We start from the raw sequence: 17700 nt of genomic DNA on the forward strand, positions 1-17700 counted from the left end.
CCCGCGGCCGGGCCGGATTGGCCAAGGCGGCAGCAACCGCCCGGCATGGCTATAATTGACGTTCTTCTGACGTTCTTTCGCATCTCGACCAGCCCGGACCCGCCGTGAATCCACATCTCGACAGACTGCACCCCTACCCGTTCGAAAAGCTGCGCCAGCTGTTTGCCGGCGTCACGCCCAATCCCGACCATACCCACATCAGCCTTGGCATCGGCGAGCCGAAGCACCCGACCCCGGCCTTCATCCAGAAGGCGCTGACGCATGCCGTGGCCGGCCTGGCGAACTATCCCAGCACCCATGGCGGCGATCCGCTGCGGGCGGCGATCGCCGGCTGGCTGGAGCGCCGCTACGGCGTGCCGCCGCTCGATGCGGCCACGATGGTGCTGCCGGTGAACGGCTCGCGCGAGGCGCTGTTCGCGATCGCCCATTGCGTGATCGATTCCAGCCGCCCGGGCGCGCTGGTGCTCAGCCCGAACCCGTTCTACCAGATCTACGAAGGCGCAGCCTACCTGGCCGGCGCCGAGCCGTACTTCGTGAACTCGCAGCCGTCGCGCAACTTCGCCTGCGATTATTCCTCGGTGCCGGCGGACGTGTGGGAACGCGTGCAGCTGCTGTATCTGTGCTCGCCGGGCAACCCGACCGGCGCCGTGCTCTCGCTCGAGGACTGGAAGGAACTGTTCGCGCTGTCCGACCGCTACGGTTTCGTGATCGCCGCCGACGAGTGCTATTCCGAGATCTACTTCGGCGCCGAAGCGCCGCTGGGCGCGCTGGAAGCAGCGCACCAGCTCGGCCGCAGCGCCGGTCCACGCCCCTACGCCAACCTGGTCGTGTTTTCCAGCCTGTCGAAGCGCTCGAACGTGCCGGGCATGCGCTCGGGCTTCGTCGCCGGCGACCCGGACGTGCTCAAGAAATTCCTGCTGTACCGCACCTACAGCGGCGGCGCCATGTCGCCGGTGATCCAGGCCGCCTCGATCGCCGCCTGGAACGACGAGGCCCACGTGCAGGAGAACCGCAACCTGTACAGGGAGAAGTTCAACCTGATCACCCCGCTGCTCAAGGGCGTGATGGACGTCGAGCTGCCCGACGCCGGCTTTTACCTGTGGGCCGACGTGCGCCGTACCGGCCTGTCGGACACCGAGTTCGCCAAGGGCCTGTACGCCGAATATAATGTCACGGTCCTCCCCGGCAGCTACCTCGCGCGCGACGCGCACGGCACCAACCCGGGCCGCGACCGCATCCGCATGGCGCTGGTCGCCGAGGTCGACGAAGGCCTGGAAGCGGCCAACCGCATCGTCGAATTCTGCACGGACCTGAAACGCAACTGAGAGCGTCCGCGCCAGAAGACGCCGCATCCGCATCCCATCGATCCAACCCTGAAACGTAGACATATCATGACTCAACAACTCCAGACCATCATCGACACCGCGTGGGAACAGCGTGCCGAGATCAGCCCGTCCAGCGCTTCCGCCGAAGTGCGCGACGCCGTCGCCCACGTCCTGGCCGGCCTCGACGACGGCAGCCTGCGCGTCGCCCAGAAGGACAGCGGCAGCTGGGTCGTCAACCAGTGGATCAAGAAAGCCGTCCTGCTGTCGTTCCGCCTGGAGAACAACGTGCCGATCGCTTCGGGCGACGTGCAGTTCTACGACAAGGTGCCGACCAAGTTCGCCAACTACACCCCGGAAGATTTCGCCAAGGGCGGCTTCCGCGTGGTGCCGCCGGCGGTCGCGCGGCGCGGCTCCTTCATCGCCAGGAACGTGGTCCTGATGCCGTCCTACGTGAACATCGGCGCCTACGTCGACGAAGGCACCATGGTCGACACCTGGGCCACCGTCGGCTCCTGCGCCCAGATCGGCAAGAACGTGCACCTGTCGGGCGGCGTCGGCATCGGCGGCGTGCTCGAGCCAATGCAGGCCAACCCGACCATCATCGAAGACAACTGCTTCATCGGCGCGCGCTCGGAGATCGTCGAAGGCGTGATCGTCGAAGAGAACTCGGTCATTTCCATGGGCGTGTACATCGGCCAGTCGACCAAGATCTACAACCGCGAAACCGGCGAAGTCACCTACGGCCGCGTGCCGTCGGGCTCGGTGGTCGTGTCGGGCTCGCTGCCCTCCGCCGACGGCAAGTACAGCCTGTACTGCGCCGTGATCGTCAAGCGCGTGGATGCGCAGACGCGCTCGAAGACCGGCATCAACGAGCTGCTGCGCGGCGTGTAAGCGATGTTGTTGGGCGGGTACGCCGGCCTCGGCGGCCCCGCCCGACAAGCAACACCGGCACCCGCTGGCATCGGCCGCAAGGTAGAATCCCCCGAACGCTAAAATTACCGCGCAGCAAGGGAGAGAAGCCATGGCCATGGAACGCCTGTTCCAATTGATGAAGGAAAAGAACGCGTCAGACATGTTCTTCGCGGTCAATTCCCCGGTGCATATCAAGATCAATGGGAACCTGATCCCGATCAACCAGCACAAGCTCGAGCCGGAAAACATCGAGTCGCTGCTGTCCGAGATCGCGACGCCCGGGCAGATGACCGAGCTCCAGCGCGAGAACGAACTCAACATGGGACTTTCGGTCCCGAATCTCGGCCGCTTCCGTTTGTCCGCGTTCCGCCAGCGCGGCACCATCTCGGCGGTGTTCCGCTTCGTGCCGGCGACGATCCCGCCGCTGGGCGAACTGGGCCTGCCCCCGGTGCTGTCCGAACTGATCATGGAAAAGCGCGGCCTGCTGCTGGTCGTCGGCGCCACCGGCTCGGGCAAGTCGACCACGATCGCCTCGATGCTGGACCACCGCAACGAACAGCGCCCCGGCCACATCCTGACGCTGGAAGACCCGATCGAATACCTGTTCAAGAACAAGAAGGCGATCGTCAACCAGCGCGAAATCGGCAGCGACGCCGCCAGCTTCGAGGTCGCGCTGAAAAATTCGATGCGCCAGGCGCCGGACTGCATCCTGATCGGCGAAATCCGCGACAAGGAGACCATGGCCGCGGCGCTGGCCTATGCCCAGTCCGGCCACCTGGTGCTGGCCACGCTGCACGCCAACAACAGCTACAACGCGCTGAACCGCATCATCAGCTTTTACCCGATCGAGAACCGTCCGGCGCTGCTGCAGGACCTCTCGTCCGCGGTCAAGGCGATCGTCTCGCAGCGCCTGGTGCGCGCCAAGGGCGGCGGACCGCGCCAGGCCGCGGTCGAGATCATGGTCAACACGCGCTACATCGCCGACCTGATCGAAAAGGGAGACATCGGCCAGATCAAGGACGCGATGGACAAGAGCCTCTCGCCGGGTTCGCAAAGTTTCGAAAAGGCGCTGCTCGAGCTGGTGCAGGCCGGGCTGGTCACGCAGGAGGAAGCGCTGGCCAACGCCGATTCGGCCACCAACCTGCTCTGGCTGATCAACAACGGGCCGGACAGCCTGGCCAGGCAGGAAGAGCCGCCACCGGCCATGGCGCAGGAGCCGGCCGGGCCGTCGTTCACCGAGTTCACGCTGGACAACTGAACGGCCGAACGTCAGTGTTTGTCTCAGGGCTTGTATTTCGGCCCGTTGTTGAGGAACACCCCACCCTGGAAGAAGGTCGTGATGTCGTCGGCCGGCGGGAAGCTCATCGCCGCCGGCAGCTTGTGCGCGAACTGGGCCGAGCTGTCCTTCGGCCGGTAGCACAGGAATGCCGCGTGGCGGTCGTCCCACCACTTGCCCGGGTTGTCCGAGATGCCGAAGGTGATCGTGTGGCCCACGCGCGGCGTGGTGAGCGAGCGGTGCAGCAGCTGCACCAGGTCGTCCAGGCTGAGCCAGGTGCACATCTGGCGGTAATTGGTCGCCTCGGGCCAGCAATAGCCGATGCGGATGCACACGGTCTCGACGCCGAAACGGTCCCAGTAGTAGCGCGACACCTGTTCGCCGAACACCTTCGACAATCCGTAGTAGCCGTCGGGCCGGGTCGGCATCGTCGCGTCGACCAGGTCGGTCGACTTGTACATGCCCATCGTGTGGTTGGTGCTGGCGAAGATCACGCGCCGGACACCGAGCTTGTGCACCGCCTCGTACAAATTGACGACGCCGAGGATGTTGGCCTGCATGATCGGCGCGAACTCTTCCTCGGTCGAGATGCCGCCGAAGTGCAGGATGGCGTCGACGCCGTCGCACATGCGCAGCACGGCGTCGCGCTCGGCCAGGTCGCACCGGACGAACTCCTCGTGCGCGGCCAGGGGGCCGATGTCCCCGATGTCGGACAGCCGCACCACGTCGGCGAATTCGTGCAGGCGCGCGCGCAGGCGGCGGCCCAGGTTGCCGGCGGCGCCAGTGAACAGGATGCGTTTGAACGGTTTGGTCATCGTCGTATCTCTCTACCGCGCCGGCTCAGCGCACCAGGCACGGCCGCTTGTTGTCGAAGGTCCAGCCCGGGATCAGGAACTGCATCGCGACCGCATCGTCGCGCGTGCCCAGGCCCATGTTCCGGTACGCCTGGTGCGCCTTCTCGAGCTCCGCCTCGTCCAGCTCGATGCCCAGGCCGGGTTTGTCGGGCACGCGGACCATGCCACCCTCGATCTTCAACGGTTCGCGCGTCAGGCGCTGGCCGTCCTGCCAGATCCAGTGGGTATCGATCGCGGTGACCTTGCCCGGCGCGGCGGCGCCGACGTGGGTGAACATGGCCAGCGAGATGTCGAAGTGGTTGTTCGAGTGCGAGCCCCAGGTCAGGCCGAACATCTGGCACAGCTGGGCCACCCGCACCGAACCCTGCATGGTCCAGAAGTGCGGGTCGGCCAGCGGGATGTCGACCGATTGCAGCTGGATCGAATGGGCCATCTGGCGCCAGTCGGTGGCGATCATGTTGGTCGCGGTCGGCAAGCCGGTGGCGCGGCGGAATTCAGCCATCACCTCGCGCCCCGAAAAACCGTTCTCGGCGCCGCACGGGTCTTCGGCATAGGCCAGGATGCCGTGCTTGTCGCGGCATACGCGCACGGCCTCCGCCAGCGACCAGGCGCCGTTCGGGTCGAGCGTCACGCGCGCGTGCGGGAAGCGCTCGTGCAGGGCCAGCACCGCGTCCATCTCCGCATCCGCGCTGAACACGCCGCCCTTGAGCTTGAAGTCGTTGAAGCCGTAGCGCGCGTGCGCCGCTTCGGCCAGGCGCACCACGGCCTCGGGCGTGAGCGCGGCCTGGTCGCGCAGGCGCAGCCATGCGTCCTCGGCGTCGGCGTCGCCTCGGTACGGCAGCGTGGTCCTGGCGCGCTCGCCGATGTAGAACAGGTAGCCCAGCATCTCGACCGCGTCGCGCTGCTGGCCTTCCCCCAACAGCGCCGCCACCGGCACGTCCATGAACTGGCCGAGCAGGTCGAGCAGCGCCGACTCCACCGCCGTCACCGCGTGGATCGTGGTGCGCAGGTCGAAGGTCTGCAGGCCGCGCCCGCCGGCGTCGCGGTCGGCGAAGCGGCTGCGCATCGCGTTCAGGATGGCGTTGTAATCGCCGATGGTCTTGCCGACCACGAGTTCACATGCGTCTTCGAGCGTCTTGCGGATCGCCTCGCCGCCCGGCACTTCGCCCAGGCCGGTGCGCCCGGCGCTGTCGGTAACGATGACGACGTTGCGCGTGAACCAGGGGCCGTGCGCGCCGCTCAGGTTCAGCAGCATGCTGTCCTGGCCGGCGACGGGCACGACGCGCATCGCGCGCACGACCGGGGCGCCGGCGGGGTTTGCTGCAGCTTGCTTGTCCAATGCTGTCTCCACGTTGGCGGGCAGGCCAACCTTAGTTGTACGATGTCTTACAAGACCCATTTAGTATAGGCCGGGCCACTCAAAATGACAACGGAGTGTACACGCCGTCGTTATAATGAGAGGCATGACCACTCCAGCCACCCTCCTGCCTCAGGTCCGCAAGAAACCCCGCAACCTCGCGCAAGGCGTGGTCGAAGCGCTCAGCGGCCGTATCCGCGCCGGCGAATACAAGCCGGGCGACAAGCTGCCGCCGGAAGCCGCGATCATGGAGGAGTACGGCGTCAGCCGCACCGTGGTGCGCGAAGCGATCTCGCAGCTGCAGGCCGGCGGCCTGGCCGAGACCCGCCACGGCATCGGCACCTTCGTGCTCACCCCGCCCCAGCCCAGCCTGGGCATCGGCGCCGACAGCGTGGTCACGGTGCGCGACGTGCTCGCCATCCTCGAGCTGCGCATCAGCATGGAGACCGAGGCGGCCTGGCTGGCGGCGTCGCGCCGCAGCGAGGAGCAGGCCACGCAACTGGGCGAGGCGCTGGGCGAGATGCAGCGCGCGCTGCGCACCGGGCGCAGCTTCGTCGATGCCGACGTGCGCTTCCACCGCCTGATCGCCGAATCGACCTGCAACCGCTATTTCGTCGACCTGCTGGGCCAGCTCGGCAACGCGATCATCCCGCGTGCGCGCCTGAACACGCCCGAGCTGGGCGCCGACAAGCCGGCCGACTACCTGGAACGCGTGAACCGCGAACACGAAGACATCTACCGCGCCATCCTGCGCCAGGACCCGGAAGCGGCGCGCGCGGCGATGCGCACCCATTTGTCCAACAGCCGCGAGCGCCTGCGCGACGCGCAACAACGCCTGCAGGACGGCGCGGACTGAGGGCCAGTTTTTTCTTGCGGTTTCATGAAAGCGGTCGTACGATGACTGACAACATCAGTCATACATTGCCGCATCCTCATCCCTGGAGCCCTCCAATGAATCCGCAAGAACTCAAGCAAACCCTGTCGCATGGCCTGCTGTCCTTCCCGATCACCGACTTCGACGCGAACGGCGACTTCCGCCCGGACACCTATGCCGAGCGCCTCGAATGGCTGGCCCCGTACGGCGCGACCGCGCTGTTCGCCGCCGGCGGCACCGGCGAGTTCTTCTCGCTGACGCATGACGAGTACTCGCAGGTGATCAAGACGGCGGTCGACACCTGCGCCGGCAAGGTGGCGATCCTGGCCGGCGCCGGCGGCCCGACCCGCAGCGCGATCGCCTTCGCCCGGGAAGCCCAGCGCCTCGGCGCCAAGGGCATCCTGCTGCTGCCGCACTACCTGACCGAGGCCGGCCAGGACGGCCTGATCGCGCACGTCGAAGCCGTCTGCAAGTCGGTCGAGATCGGCGTGGTCGTGTACAACCGCGCGCAGTGCCGCTTGACGCCTGCCTCGCTGGCGATCCTGGCCGACCGCTGCCCCAACCTGATCGGCTTCAAGGACGGCCTGGGCGACATCGAACTGATGATGCAGATCTGGCGCCGCATGGGCGACCGCTTCAGCTACCTGGGCGGCCTGCCGACCGCCGAAGTGTATGCCGCGGCCTACAAGGCGCTGGGCGTGCCGGTGTACTCGTCGGCCGTGTTCAACTTCCTGCCCAGGCTGGCGATGCAGTTCTACCAGGCCATCGCCGCCGACGACCACGCCGCCCAGAACCGCATGCTGGACGAATTCTTCTTGCCCTACCTGGAGATCCGCAACCGCAAGCCGGGCTACGCGGTCAGCATCGTCAAGGCCGGCGCGCGCCTGGTCGGCCACGACGGCGGTCCGGTGCGCGCGCCGCTGACCGACCTGACGCCGGAGGAATGCGACATGCTGCACAAGCTGATCGTCGCCCAGGGCGCGCAGTAAGCGGCTGCCTGTCCCGTGGATCAAACGGGCCGGCAACGGAGACGCCGGCCCGCATCGTCAGCACAACACAATCAAAGGCCTGACCATGAACCGCCACCGCATCGGCAACTACCGCTGGGCCATCTGCGCCTTGCTGTTCTTCGCCACCACCGTCAACTACCTGGACCGCCAGGTCCTGAGCCTGCTCGCGCCCTCACTGTCCAAGTCCTTCGGCTGGTCCAACAGCGACTACGCCGACATCGCCGCCGCCTTCCAGTTCGTGTATGCGATCGCGCTGCTGTTCGCCGGGCGCATCGTCGACCGGCTCGGCACCAAGCTGGCGTACGCGCTGGCGATCAGCGTGTGGTCGCTTGGCGCCGTGCTGCACGCGTATTCGCTCGAATTCGGCGACGCCCTGAAGGCGCTGCTGTCGCCGCTCGGACTGGGCACGGCCTCGGCCTCGGTGCTCGGCTTCATCGCCGCGCGTTCGATCCTGGCGATCGGCGAGGCCGGCAACTTCCCGGCCGCGATCCGCGCCAGCGCCGAGTACTTCCCCAGGCGCGAGCGTTCGCTGGCGGTCGGGATCTTCAATTCCGGCGCCAACATCGGCGCGATCCTGGCGCCCTTGAGCGTGCCGCCGATCGCCGCTCTGTGGGGCTGGCGCGCGGCGTTCGTCTGGATCGGCGCGATCGGCTTCCTGTGGATCGTGTTCTGGTTCCTGTACTTCGACGACCCGGCGCGCCAGCGCCGCCTGTCGCGCGCGGAGCTCGACTACATCCGCGCCGACGACGCGCCGTCATCCGCGCCGGGCCGCCAGGCTGCACGCGACTGCAACGACGCCCCCGCCGTGGCCACGCCGCCGCGCACCGGCTGGCTGGCGCTGCTGCGCCTGCGCCAGACCTGGGCCTTCGTGGCCGGCAAGTTCATGACCGACGGCGTGTGGTGGTTCTTCCTGTTCTGGCTGCCCAAGTACCTGACCGACAAGTACGCGATGGCCGCAACCGACATGGTGCTGCCGCTCGCGGTCCTGTACAGCATGACGATGGTCGGCAGCATCGGCGGCGGCTGGTGGCCGGCGGCGTTCATGAAGCGCGGCCACGGCGCGTTCGAGAGCCGCATGAAAGCCATGCTGCGCATCGCCTTCTTTCCGCTGCTGGTGCTGCTGGCGCAGCCGCTGGGCGAACACGGCTACTGGGCGCCGGTGCTCCTGATCGGCATCGGCGCGTCGGCGCACCAGGCCTGGTCGTGCAACCTGCTGACGATCAGCTCGGACCTGTTCCCGCGCCATTGCGTGGCTTCGGTGGTCGGCATCGGCGGGCTGGCCGGCGGTATCGGCGGCGTGCTGGTCACCAAGATCGGCGGCCTGCTGTTCGACCATTACGGCGCGCTCGGGGACATCCAGACCGGCTACATGATCATGTTCGCCTTTTGCGCCCTGGCCTACCTGGTCGCCTGGGCCATCATGAGAATCCTGGTGCCGGCCCGCCTGGGGGCGGCCCGCATGCCCGAGGAGCTGGTCAATGCCTGAGCCATGCATCGAATTGCTGGAGGTGCGCTGCGCGGTCGGCGAAAGTCCGGTGTGGCACGCGCAGGAAGCGGCCTGGTACTGGGTCGACATCCCGGCGCGGCGCATCTGGCGCCTGGACCATGCCAGTGGCGCGCTACGCCACTGGACGGCCGCCGAAATGGTCGCCTGCATCGCGCCGCGCGCGCGCGGTGGGCTGATCGCCGGCATGGAGACGGGCCTGTTCGCCCTCGACCTGGACGATGACGGCAGCGTCGCCGCCACGGGCCTGGCCACGCCGCCCGAGCTGGAACCCGGCATGCGCTTCAACGACGGCCGCACCGATCGCCAGGGCCGCTTCTGGGCCGGCACGATGTGGCTGGACATGGCGGCCGCGCGCCCGGCCGGCAAGCTGTACAGCTACTCGCGCGAGGCCGGGCTGTCGGCGCCGCTGGTGGACGGGCTGGTCACGCAGAACGGCCTGGCCTGGTCGCCGGACGGACGCACGATGTACCTGTCCGACTCGCATCCGAGCCGGCGCATGGTCTGGGCCTACGATTTCGACGTCGACGCCGGCATCCCGGGCAACCGCCGCGTGTTCGTCGACATGGCCGCTTACGTCGGCCGCCCCGACGGCGCCACGGTCGACGCCGACGGCTGCTACTGGGTCGCCGGCAACGACGGCGGCAGCCTGCTGCGCTTCACCCCGGCCGGCAAATTGGACCGCGAGCTGCCGCTCCCCTTCGCCAAGCCGTCGATGCCCTGCTTCGGCGGGCCGGACCTCGACACCCTGCTGGTCACCTCGATTCCGGCGCCGGGGCGGCAGGACGATCCGGACGCCGGCGCAGTGGTGTTGCTGCGCCCTGGCGTGCAGGGCCTGCTTGAAACCATGTTCGCCGGCTGAGGCGCGCCCTGCGCCGCGCGGGGCCGGGCGGCATGTCGATCGGTCAGGCGAAGCGGCGCGCGCCGCGCCTGCGCGCGAATCCTTCGGCGATCGGCAAGGGCAGCAGTTTGAGGAGGGTGTGCAGCGCCAGGGGAACCAGCACCAAGTCGTCGACCACGCCCAGGGCCGGGATCGCCAGGTTGAACGGCGCCAGCGCGTAGAGCAGCAGCGCGCCGGTGGCGGGCAGCAGCCAGCCGGGACGCTGGTCGTGCCGCAGCGCGAACCACAACAGGCGCAAATCCACTTTGCTCATACGCCAGACCAGCAAGAACAGTTTTTTCACCGCGATCTCCAGGCAATCGGCCATCAGGACACCGATGTGCGGGCGAAAGCGGTGGCTGCAAGAGCGAATGAAAGTCGCTCGGCTAGCGCTGGTAGAAGAACAGCGCAACCGTCCCATAAAACAGCAAGGGCGTCAGCGCCAGCAGACACAGGCCCAGAAACACGGACCTGTTCAATTTGCGCCGCCCGGATTTGTCGCGTTCAGCGCGATTCGTCATCGTAGAGTTCATGGCTGTCTCCTCGGATATTTTGTGTCATCGGCATATCGATGACGTCTCACAGCTGACTGAGCAATCGCCATGCCAACACGACACGTCCCTTTGTATTCAACGACTTATGCGCACAAGTCACAAACGAGCCCGCACGACTGTAAAGTTTCCCGCCACCCGCGCCGCGGCCCGGCTCGACGCGCGTATCATCCTCTGAACGGTTTTCCCGTACCACAACAAGATAACGAGACATGCCCATGACGACCCGCCTGCCATCCAGCGCCCGCTTGCCGGTGCTGCCCGCCGCCCTCTTCGTGGGCCTTGCCATGTTGTCCGCCTGCGGCACCACCGGCGCCGATACCAACGCCGCTACGAACGCCGCTACGAACGCCGCTTTCAGCGCCATGCCCGCGCCGGCAGCGACCGGCGCCGATGCCTTGGCGCCGGCCGCGGTGCTGGCGACGATGGAACGCGTGGCCGACTGGCAGCTCGCCCACCCGAGCAGCCACGCGAGCGACGACTGGACCCAGGGCGTCGGCGACGCCGGCTTCATGGCGCTGTCCAACCTGGCCGGCACGCGCAAGTATCGGGACGCGATGGTCGCCATGGGCCGGCGCAACGGCTTCAAACCCGGCCAGCGCCCCTACCACGCCGACGACCACGTGGTCGGCCAGACCTACCTCGACCTCTACCTGCAGCTGCGCGAGCCGGCCATGATCGCGCCGCTGCGCGCCCGCTTCGACGAGATCCTCGCGAACCCGAGGAGCGGCACGCTCGACTTCAAGGCGCCCGGCAACCAGGATCGCTGGTCGTGGTGCGACGCCCTGTTCATGGGACCGCCGGCCTGGACGCGCATGAGCGTGGCCACGGGCGATGCGCGCTACCTCGACTACGCAATCAAGGAATGGTGGCAGACCTCCGACTACCTGTACGACCGCCAGGAGCACCTGTACTACCGCGACTCGACTTACTTCGGCCAGAAGGAAGCCAATGGCGCCAAGGTGTTCTGGGCGCGCGGCAATGGCTGGGTGATGGGCGGCCTGGCGCGCACGCTGCAGTACCTGCCGGCCAAGCATCCGGCGCGCGCGCGCTTCGAGACCCAGTTCCGCGAGATGGCGGCCAAGGTCGCGACGCTGCAGCAGCCGGACGGCCTGTGGCGCGCCAGCCTGCTCGATCCGAACGCCTACCCGGCGCGCGAGACCAGCGGCACCGGCCTGTTCACCTATGCGCTGGCCTGGGGCGTGAACCAGGGCCTGCTCGACCGCGCCAGCTTCGAACCGGTGGTGCGCAAGGCCTGGACGGCGCTGGCGGCGAGCGTCCAGGCCGACGGCAAGCTGACCCACGTGCAGCCGATCGGCAAGGCGCCGGACGGCTTTCCCGAAGATTCGACCGAAGTGTATGGCGTCGGCGCCTTCCTGCTGGCCGGCAGCGAAGTGCTTCGCATGGGCGTGCAGGCGCGCGCGCCCGCGCGCGTGGTCGACGTCGCCAACCCGGGCGCTTTTTACCGCGCCGAGGAGACCATCGAGATGGAGGCGCCGCGCGCGCCGGTCGTCGTGATGGAAGCCGACACCTCGCGCATCGTGCCGACCCAGCGCCTGGACGACAAGCTGCTGTTCCAGGCCGACTTCAGCCCGAACCAAAGCCGGCGCTTCCTGCTGTTCCCGGCCGCCGCGCTGCCGCCGCTGGCCGCGCCCGACGTCAAGGTGCACGCGCGCCACGTGCCCGAGCGCTTCGACGACTTCGCCTGGGAGAGCGACCGCATCGCGCACCGCCTGTACGGCCCGGCGATCCTCAAGGCGCCGGGTGAACACGTCGGCAGCGGCATCGACGTCTGGGTCAAGCGCGTGCGCACTCCAATCGTCGACCTCTGGTACAAGCGCGGCGAGTACCACACGGATCACGGCGAAGGCCTGGACAATTACGACGTCGGCACCGGACGCGGCTGCGGCGGCGAAGAGATTCTCGCCGGCGGCAAGGCCTTCGCCGCGCCGGTCTACGCCAGCTGGACGCTGCTCGCCGACGGCCCGCTGCGCGCCGCCTTCGAGCTGCGCTACGACGGCTGGAACGCGGATGGCCGCCACGTCGCCGAGACCAAGCGCTTCTCGATCGACGCCGGTTCCAATTTCACGCGCGTCGAGAGCGTCTATGCGGCGAGCGGCGGCGCGCCGCTGGAGGTCGGCGTCGGCATCGCCCAGCGCAAGGACGCCAAAGGAGATGGCCGCCTGACCAGGAACGACGGCGCCGGCTGGATGAGCTACTGGCAGCCGGAAAAATCGCCCGACGGCCACACGGCCTGCGCGGTGCTGATTCCTGGCCAGCGCACCCGCAGCGCGATGCTCGGCGACGACGCCCTGCTGGTCGGCCACGCGACCCCGGGCCGGCCGTTGGTGCACTACCTGGGCGGCGGCTGGAGCAAGAGCGGCGACTTTCCGGATGCGCAGGCCTGGGAAGCCAAGGTGGCCAACGTGGCGGCGCGCGCGGCGCTGCCGTTGAAGGTGAGCGGCCCGCGCTGATCAGACCGGCGCATCGAGCGCGACCTCGTGGCTCGCACGCTCCCGCTCGAGCTGCCGATGCAACAGCTCGGCGATGCGCTCCGGCGGAACCGGTGCGCTGAACAGGTAGCCCTGCATCTCGTCGCACTCGTGCATGCGCAGGAAGTCACGCTGTTCATGCGTCTCGACGCCCTCGGCGATCACGCGCAAATCCATCCGGTGGCCGAGCGAAATCACGGCCAGCACGATTGCCTGGTCGTCGGAGCTGGTGGCCAGATCGCGCACGAACGACTTGTCGATCTTGAGTGTGCTGATCGGGAACGACTTCAGGGCGGACAGGCTCGAATAGCCGGTTCCGAAATCATCGATCGACAGCGAGACACCCATCGACTTGAGCTCGCCCATGCGCTCGATGGCCTGGTTCAGGTCGCGCATGATCAGGCTCTCGGTAACCTCCAGTTCGAGCGCTGACGCCGGCAAGCCCGTATCGTCCAACGCAGCGGCGATGCGCTCGACGAGGTGCCGCTCCTCGAACTGGCGCGCCGACACGTTCACCGATACGATCAGCGGATCCAGGCCGGCGTCGCGCCACGCCATCGACTGCGCGCAGGCGGTGCGCACGACCCATTCGCCGATCTCGACAATCATGCCCGAGTCCTCGGCCAGGCCGATGAAACGCGCTGGCGACACCAGGCCGTGCTCGGGATGATGCCAGCGGATCAGCGCCTCGACACCGAAAATGCGTCCGGTGCGCAGATCGACTTTCGGCTGGTACAGCAGGTGGAAGCGGCCGTGCGGCCAGTCGAACAGCGCGTCGCCGCCCTGCAGGCGCACATTGCTCAGCGTGGTTTCGAGCGCCTTGGGCAACCCCTCCAGCAGGATCAGCTTTTCCTCGACACTGGCGTTCATTTCTCCCTGGTAGAACTGGAAATTATTGCTGCCCAAGTCCTTGGCGCGGTACATCGCAGCGTCGGCGTTCATCATCAGCGTGGTCGGATCGGCGCCGTCGCGCGGATAGGTCACCACGCCCATGCTGCAACTGACGCGCACCGCATGGCCTCCGATCAGGACCGGCTCGTTGACGGCCCGCCGGATGGTTTCCAGCATCGCCGTCAGCGTCTCCTGGCTTTCGCTCACGTCAGGCACCAGGATCACGAATTCGTCGCCGCCCAGGCGCCCCAGCGTGTCGTCGGGGCCGAGGCACGACTGCATGCGGCCGCCCACTACCTGGAGCAACTCATCGCCGGCGCTATGGCCGAGGCCATCGTTGACGAGCTTGAAGTCGTCCAGGTCGACGAAGGCCAGCATCACCTGGCCGTCGTTTTGCCGGGCCGCGCCGATTGCATGGTCGAGCCTGTCGCGGATCAGGCTGCGGTTCGGCAGGCCGGTCAGCTCGTCGTGCAGGGCCATATGGCGAATACGCTGTTCCGCCTGCTTGCTCTTGGTGATGTCGCGCACCGTGGCCACCGCCCCGCCCTCGACCGGCACGATCTGCCGCTGCAGCCAGCATCCAGCGTGCGGCCCTTCGGTGGCTTCCCATTCGGTCTCCAGGGCGCAATGGTCGCTGACGACCTTCAGCAGTTCATCGTGGATCCCGTCGATGCGGTGAAACGCCAGCAATTCATTCAGGGTCCGGCCCAGCATCTGTTCACGCGCGACGCCAGTGAACTGGGCCGCGCGCGAGTTGGCTTCACGCACCACGAAGCCGTCGACAACGCCGTCTGCTCCGCGCACGGCGCGCAATACGAACAGGGCGTCCAGGCTGGCTTCGGTGGCGGCGGCATACGTTTCCTGGGCCTGGCGCTCGCGCCTGCGCACCCTGGCGAGCTGCCACGACCAGGCGCTGACGAGTCCGACCACGAGGATCAGCAGCGCGCTGCCGCCAAAGGCTGCGGTCATGTAGTTGGCCCGGTGCCGCTCGAAGCCGTCCATCTGCTCGTCGCGCGACAGGCCGACCACGGCCGACAAGGTAAAGCCGTGCAGCCTGCGCGTAGCGGTGTAACGCGGGATCCCGTCGATCCCTAGCGTATGCGGCTCCGTTACCTCGCCACCCGGAGCCTGCAGCTTGACGGTCTGCCCCCACGATACGGTATCGCCGATGCGAACCGCCCGTGCCACCCCGTCGTCGCCTGCCAGCGCCAGCAGACCCGCGTCGCCATCGCGGGCGCGGTCATACACACTGGTGAAATAAGCCGGGTCGACTTCGACCGCGACCACCCCTTCGAAGCGGCCCGCGGCATCGTCGACACGGCGCGAGAACACCAGGTGCGGGTCGGATCCGGCCATGTCGGCCATCGTCTGGCTGACATACGGAGCGCGGCCCGCGTCGTCCCGCGGCTTGGCGAAATAGGCCTGGCCGGCCACGTTGCGGGCCGGGAGCACAGGATTGCTGGCCACAACGTTGCCGTCGCGGTCTACCAGGCTGATCTGGAACACCAGTCCGGGCGGCAGCAGGCCCTGGTCGCGCAGCGCCGGCAGCGCGCGCTCGATGCCATTCATCTTGATCGCGTACCTGAGGACCTTGAGCGTCTGGTCGATCGCGTTCAGATTGCGCACCATTTGCGCTTCGTAGGTGTCGAGCTGTTCGCGTGTCTCTTCGCGCGCGGCCCCTTCGGCCGCATTGCGCTCCATATGGATGAAATGGAGGGTCGCGATCCAGATTGCCGCCAGCGGCAGCAAGGCAAACAGCGGCAACGAAATGTGGGTTTCGAGCACGCGCCCGAGCCATTTGATGCCGCGCCTGCCTTGCGCCGCGGCGGTGACCGGCCTCAAGGAAGTGTGCATCATGGCCTCACGAGAACTGAACGTACGCTGTCATCCAGGGCGCTGCGGTCGATGTAGCCGATCAGCTCCGGGTTGTCCGCTACCTGGCGCCGCACCGCCGCGTCGTCGATGGCTTCGCATGGTGGCTGACCACGGCCGGTGAACACCATCTTCGACCAATACGCCTTGAGCAGGGCCGCGGACTTGCCCGTGACCCTTGAATAGAACATGTCGCGCAGGGGCGAGCCCACGCGCTGGTCGATAGGTACCGCTTCGCTGCCGTCCGGGAAGCGCGCAGTCTGGCCGAGGAAGATCGCGGCCACCTGGTCCAAGCGCAGGACGGAGACGGGGCTTTTTGCCGAGACGATCACCACCATGTCGGCGGCGCCGGCGGTCGCGCAGAGTATTGTCAGGGCGATGAGGAGCGTTGCGCGGCCCAGGTGGCACATGTTGAAGGGAGTATGCATCTCAGTACACGAAATCCAGAGTGACGCTGGTGACGCCGATCGCATGATCGGAAACGAAGCCGGGCGTCGTGTGGATCAAGGTGCCGACCGAGCCGTGATGCGGCGTCACGCGATCGTATTGCAACTTGAGCGCGATGTTGTCGTGCACGTCCCAGCGCAGGCCCGTGCTGATCGTCGATTGTTGCGGAATCGATGCCGCGATCGTCGCGTCCAGGCCCGCATTGAGGGCGGCGGCCTGTTGCTGGTAGCCTGGCGGCAGGGCGCCGAGCGCGAGACCGTCCGCCTTGACCGGGCCGGTCGAACGCACCTGGGAGTAGGTCACATACGGCGTGAACGCACGGCTGCGCAAGCCCGCGGTGACATAACCGCTGCGGGTCTGACCGAGCAGCGATTGGGTATGCGTGCGGCTCAATTCGCCCATCACAAACCAGGCGCCCGGGTCGTAGCTGGCGCCGATATTGGCGATGCTCACGTATTTGTGGTCGATCGCATAGTCGGCGCTGATCGCTTCTCCTTGTGCGCCAAAGGCATCGAAGCCGGCGAACAGGGGTGCGCCGATGTCCAGTGTCAGTTCCGCCCCGACGACGGTGGCGTGGACCGTCAGCGCGCCCCAGTCGCTGGTGTTGCTGATGCCGACGATACGGGTGGCCTTGCCCTTGACCGGCGCGACCTGGGCCAGGCTGTCATGGCCGAACAGGAACTGCGAGGCGTTGTGAACCGGACCGGCATTCCAGCGCAGGGTCGCGTCGATGCCGTCGCTGCTGCTGATCGGCATGCCGCCATAGCTCTCGACCGGCGGCCGCACCCACGGATAGGCGTAGCCGACCTGGCGATAATCGGCGCACAGGAACACGGGCAAGGCGATGCGCCCGAGACGCAACGCGAGCTCCGGCGTCGCCTGGAATTTGAGATTCGCCCACTCGACACGCGGACGATAATTATTTTCCAGGTTCTGCTCGCTCACCACTTGCAGGACGGCCGACCAGCGTTTGTCGAAGGTTGCGTCGAGCTGCGCGCCAAGATGGCTGTCGACGTCGGGACTCCAGGCACTGGTCTTGCCGGCGCCGCCGTAGCGCAGTGCGCTCGACGTGTAGTCGGCGTTACGCTCGTTCGAGTGCGCAAGGCCGACCGTTCCGTATCCGGACAAGGCCCAGGTCGGCGTATCGTCGGCGCGGGCCAGGCCCGCGGCGCCCAATCCGACCGCGAGTAGCGTAGTCAACAATCGTGAGTTCAGACATCGTCGCTGCATTATTGTTCTCGATAAGTTCAAGCCGGCGCGGGACCGGACCGGCTACGAGGCGTACGCAATGGCATGAGGTCGAGATCTTTTGACGATATGTCGCCCCCCGCAGCATAGATACGACAGACCTCGTTATAAAATTATTAAATATATCAAAAATGATGAATTTGATTGATTATACATAATAGTTTCTTTTGGAAAATTTAGATTGTCAGCCGAACACAACACCTGCCA

15 protein-coding genes are annotated in these 17700 nt (G+C 67.0%); 8 read left to right on the plus strand and 7 right to left on the minus strand.

Annotated elements, in window-relative coordinates; all coding sequences use genetic code 11:
- Nucleotides 1–104: 104 nt before the first annotated feature.
- From dapC to FA90_RS10340, 3 genes are all read left to right on the plus strand, one after another.
- Nucleotides 105–1325 (plus strand): succinyldiaminopimelate transaminase, encoded by a 1221-nt coding sequence (gene dapC, locus FA90_RS10330; RefSeq protein WP_036168517.1) that lies wholly within the window; start codon nucleotides 105–107, stop codon nucleotides 1323–1325.
- 66 nt (nucleotides 1326–1391) lie between these two features.
- Nucleotides 1392–2216, plus strand: a complete 825-nt coding sequence (dapD, locus tag FA90_RS10335; protein WP_036168519.1) for a 2,3,4,5-tetrahydropyridine-2,6-dicarboxylate N-succinyltransferase — start codon at nucleotides 1392–1394, stop codon at nucleotides 2214–2216.
- Between the two features lie 130 nt (nucleotides 2217–2346).
- Nucleotides 2347–3495 (plus strand): PilT/PilU family type 4a pilus ATPase, encoded by a 1149-nt coding sequence (locus tag FA90_RS10340; RefSeq protein WP_036168521.1) that lies wholly within the window; start codon nucleotides 2347–2349, stop codon nucleotides 3493–3495.
- 23 nt (nucleotides 3496–3518) lie between these two features.
- Here the strand turns inward: FA90_RS10340 and FA90_RS10345 are convergent, their stop codons facing one another.
- Both FA90_RS10345 and gudD read right to left on the minus strand, forming a co-directional pair.
- Entirely contained in the window at nucleotides 3519–4328 is an 810-nt protein-coding gene (locus FA90_RS10345; RefSeq protein ID WP_036168523.1) for an NAD(P)-dependent oxidoreductase, read from the minus strand.
- Between the two features lie 25 nt (nucleotides 4329–4353).
- Entirely contained in the window at nucleotides 4354–5706 is a 1353-nt protein-coding gene (gene gudD / locus FA90_RS10350; RefSeq protein ID WP_036168525.1) for a glucarate dehydratase, read from the minus strand.
- 124 nt (nucleotides 5707–5830) lie between these two features.
- Between gudD and FA90_RS10355 the strand changes: the two genes are divergently transcribed.
- The 4 genes from FA90_RS10355 (at nucleotide 5831) to FA90_RS10370 (ending at nucleotide 9974) form a co-directional block, all read left to right on the plus strand.
- The gene (locus FA90_RS10355; RefSeq protein ID WP_036168527.1) at nucleotides 5831–6580 is read left to right on the plus strand and encodes a FadR/GntR family transcriptional regulator; all 750 of its coding nucleotides are present in this window, start codon (nucleotides 5831–5833) and stop codon (nucleotides 6578–6580) included.
- A 95-nt stretch (nucleotides 6581–6675) separates the two neighbouring features.
- Entirely contained in the window at nucleotides 6676–7587 is a 912-nt protein-coding gene (gene kdgD / locus FA90_RS10360; RefSeq protein ID WP_036168529.1) for a 5-dehydro-4-deoxyglucarate dehydratase, read from the plus strand.
- 85 nt (nucleotides 7588–7672) lie between these two features.
- Entirely contained in the window at nucleotides 7673–9094 is a 1422-nt protein-coding gene (locus FA90_RS10365; RefSeq protein WP_036168531.1) for an MFS transporter, read from the plus strand.
- A complete protein-coding gene (locus tag FA90_RS10370; protein ID WP_036168533.1) occupies nucleotides 9087–9974 on the plus strand; it encodes an SMP-30/gluconolactonase/LRE family protein in 888 nt (295 codons plus the stop codon). The genes FA90_RS10365 and FA90_RS10370 overlap by 8 nt, the downstream gene beginning before the upstream one ends.
- A gap of 43 nt (nucleotides 9975–10017) precedes the next feature.
- Here the strand turns inward: FA90_RS10370 and FA90_RS10375 are convergent, their stop codons facing one another.
- Both FA90_RS10375 and FA90_RS26345 read right to left on the minus strand, forming a co-directional pair.
- Nucleotides 10018–10296, minus strand: coding sequence for a membrane protein (locus FA90_RS10375; protein ID WP_036175150.1), 279 nt, complete (start codon nucleotides 10294–10296; stop codon nucleotides 10018–10020).
- Nucleotides 10297–10378: 82 nt separating this feature from the next.
- The gene (locus tag FA90_RS26345) at nucleotides 10379–10525 is read right to left on the minus strand and encodes a hypothetical protein (protein WP_156116660.1); all 147 of its coding nucleotides are present in this window, start codon (nucleotides 10523–10525) and stop codon (nucleotides 10379–10381) included.
- A 236-nt stretch (nucleotides 10526–10761) separates the two neighbouring features.
- Between FA90_RS26345 and FA90_RS24985 the strand changes: the two genes are divergently transcribed.
- Complete coding sequence (locus FA90_RS24985) at nucleotides 10762–13017, plus strand: glycoside hydrolase family 88 protein (protein WP_051971685.1); 2256 nt, start codon at nucleotides 10762–10764, stop codon at nucleotides 13015–13017.
- Here FA90_RS24985 and FA90_RS10385 read toward each other — a convergent pair whose 3' ends face one another.
- From FA90_RS10385 to FA90_RS10395, 3 genes are read right to left on the minus strand one after another with little or no spacing between them, the layout of a single operon-like run.
- The gene (locus FA90_RS10385) at nucleotides 13018–15783 is read right to left on the minus strand and encodes an EAL domain-containing protein (protein WP_307171157.1); all 2766 of its coding nucleotides are present in this window, start codon (nucleotides 15781–15783) and stop codon (nucleotides 13018–13020) included.
- Nucleotides 15780–16226 carry a phosphate ABC transporter substrate-binding protein gene (locus tag FA90_RS10390; RefSeq protein WP_239700652.1) on the minus strand — a complete coding sequence of 149 codons (447 nt, stop codon included), beginning with the start codon at nucleotides 16224–16226 and terminating at the stop codon, nucleotides 15780–15782. Before FA90_RS10390 ends, FA90_RS10385 begins: the two co-directional genes overlap by 4 nt.
- 1 nt (nucleotide 16227) lies before the next feature.
- Nucleotides 16228–17445 (minus strand): hypothetical protein, encoded by a 1218-nt coding sequence (locus FA90_RS10395; protein WP_239700655.1) that lies wholly within the window; start codon nucleotides 17443–17445, stop codon nucleotides 16228–16230.
- Nucleotides 17446–17700: the final 255 nt, after the last annotated feature.

The organism is Massilia sp. 9096, from assembly GCF_000745265.1.
GTDB lineage: Bacteria > Pseudomonadota > Gammaproteobacteria > Burkholderiales > Burkholderiaceae_D > Telluria.